The following is a 2,093-nucleotide window of genomic DNA, read 5'->3' as shown; positions in this document are numbered from 1 at the left end:
GCGGGGGCCCTGTGGGCGGCGGGCGATGGCGCCGCGGCGCGCGCGGAGATCGAACGGGCGCAGCGCCTGCCCGGGGGCGCCGCCTCCGCCGTCGGGCACTACCTGCTCGGAGAGATCCTGCGCGCGCAGGGCTCGCCGGGCGAGGCCCTCGGCCACTACCGCCGCGCGACGGAGCTGGCGCCGCAGCTGTCCGAGGCGCACTACCATCTCGCGCTCGGGCTGGTGGACACCGGCGCGCTCGGCGAGGCGGACTTTCATTTCGGGCGCGCGGCGGAGCTGCGTGGCGATTACGTCGGCGCCCTGGAGAGCTTCCAGCGGGCCCGCAAGCTCCTCGGCGCCGACCAGGTCTGGGCCGCGCGCCTCGACGCGGCGCTGCGGCACCTGCAGTGAGCGGTGTGCTATCGTAAGGGCGCGGGCGCGGACGGCGAGCGAGCCGGCCGCGGGACGCGCGGGGAGGAAGCACCAGCATGGCAGTGCCGGGATTTTTCGAGAAGAGGGGCCTGATCTACGCCGCCCAGGCCAACGCGGGGGCCCTGCGGACGCAGGGCAGGGCGCTGCTCGGCGCCGGCCTGCTCGAGGAGGCCCTGGAGTCCTTCGTCAAGGGGGGCGACACGGAGGGCATCGGGCAGGTCGCGGCGGCGGCGAACGCGGCCGGCGACGCCTTCGCCTACGAGGCGGCGCTCAAGGCGCTCGGCAAGGCGCCGTCGCCGGCCGAGTGGGTGGCGCTCGGGCAGACCGCCCTCGCGGCGGGGATGCTCTGGTTCGCGTACCGGGCCTTCGAGAAGGCCGACAACCAGGAAGGCCTCGAGCGCGTCCGCCGGGCGATGTTCGAGGCCGGGGTCAGCCGGTGAGGCTGACCGTCCGCTACTTCGCGCTGCTGCGCGAGCGCGCCGGCGTCGACGCGGAGGTGGTCGCGTGGGACGGCCCGGCGCCGGACGTCGGGCGGCTGCGCGAGCATCTCGCCGCCCGGGCGCCGGCGCTCGGCGAGGCGCTGCGCTCCGGGGCGCTGCTCGTGGCGGTGAACCACGAGTATGCGACGGCGGCGACGGCGCTGCGCGACGGCGACGAGGTGGCGTTCTTCCCGCCGGTGTCGGGCGGGTAGGGGACGCGGATGGGGGGCGCGGGGGCGATGCCGGGGAGCGACGGGCGGGCGCGGGTCCAGCGCGGGCCGATCGACGTCGCCGCGGAGCTCGCGCGCGTCACCGGCGGCACCCGGCGCGTCGGCGGGGTCGTGGTCTTCGTCGGGCTCGTGCGCGACTTCTCGCAGGGGCACGCGGTGACGAAGATCCTCTTCGAGCACTTCGCGGGGATGGCGGAGACGAAGCTCGCCGAGCTGCGCGCGGCCGCGATCGAGCGCTTCGGCCTGATCGACCTCGTCGTCGTCCACCGCTTCGGCGAGCTGGAGCCGGGGGAGCAGATCGTGCTCATCGCGGCGGCGGCGGAGCACCGCGCGGCCGCCTTCGACGGTTGCTCGTGGTGCATCGACGAGCTGAAGAAGTCGGTGCCGATCTGGAAGAAGGAGCACGCCCCGGACGGGGCCGTCTGGCTGGAGGCGCACCCATGAAGAAGCGTGCAGCGAAGAGCGCGACGAAGTCTCCGACGCGGTCCCGGGCGAAGGCGCCGGCGAAGACGCCGCCGCCCGCGGCGGGACTCAGCCACCTCGACGCCCACGGGAACGCCCGCATGGTGGACATCGGCGGGAAGCCCGAGACGCAGCGCGAGGCGGTCGCCGAGGCCACGGTCGTCATGGACGAGGCGACGTGGGCGCTCGTGGCCGCCAAGGAGATCCCCAAGGGCGACGTCCTCTCGGCCGCGCGCCTGGCGGGGATCATGGCCGGCAAGCGCACGCCGGACGTCATCCCGCTCTGCCACCCGCTGCTGCTCTCGCAGGTCGACCTGACCTTCCAGGCCGCCCCCGATGGGGACGGCAAGACGGCGCTGCGCATCCTCGCGGTGGCGCGCTGCATCGGCCAGACGGGGGTCGAGATGGAGGCCATGACCGCCGCAGCCGTCGCGGGGCTGACCGTCTACGACATGTGCAAGGCCGTCGACCGCTGGATGACCGTCCGCGACGTGCGCCTGCTCGCGAAGCG

At 75.1% G+C, this 2,093-nt stretch carries 5 protein-coding genes; all 5 read left to right on the top strand.

Annotated elements, in window-relative coordinates; translation table 11 throughout:
* On the top strand, positions 1–390 hold a 390-nt coding region (locus VI078_10285; GenBank protein ID HEY5999672.1), incomplete at its 5' end, for a tetratricopeptide repeat protein.
* A 77-nt stretch (positions 391–467) separates the two neighbouring features.
* The gene (locus VI078_10280; protein HEY5999671.1) at positions 468–851 is read left to right on the top strand and encodes a hypothetical protein; all 384 of its coding nucleotides are present in this window, start codon (positions 468–470) and stop codon (positions 849–851) included.
* The gene (moaD, locus tag VI078_10275) at positions 848–1,102 is read left to right on the top strand and encodes a molybdopterin converting factor subunit 1 (protein HEY5999670.1); all 255 of its coding nucleotides are present in this window, start codon (positions 848–850) and stop codon (positions 1,100–1,102) included. The genes VI078_10280 and moaD overlap by 4 nt, the downstream gene beginning before the upstream one ends.
* Before the next feature lie 9 nt (positions 1,103–1,111).
* The gene (locus VI078_10270; protein ID HEY5999669.1) at positions 1,112–1,564 is read left to right on the top strand and encodes a molybdenum cofactor biosynthesis protein MoaE; all 453 of its coding nucleotides are present in this window, start codon (positions 1,112–1,114) and stop codon (positions 1,562–1,564) included.
* 119 nt (positions 1,565–1,683) lie between these two features.
* On the top strand, positions 1,684–2,093 hold a 410-nt coding region (gene moaC / locus VI078_10265), incomplete at its 3' end, for a cyclic pyranopterin monophosphate synthase MoaC (GenBank protein HEY5999668.1).

The organism is bacterium (assembly GCA_036524115.1).
Taxonomy (GTDB): Bacteria; JAUVQV01; JAUVQV01; order JAUVQV01; family DATDCY01; genus DATDCY01.
The sequence above is the reverse complement of the archived record's forward strand: the minus strand, read 5'-3'. Positions and strand labels throughout refer to the sequence as shown.

Coding starts and splice junctions, on each gene's coding strand:
- VI078_10270 (HEY5999669.1), top strand. CDS start 1,112: ATGGGGGGCGCGGGGGCGATGCCGGGGAGCGACGGGCGGGCGCGGGTC.
- VI078_10280 (HEY5999671.1), top strand. CDS start 468: ATGGCAGTGCCGGGATTTTTCGAGAAGAGGGGCCTGATCTACGCCGCC.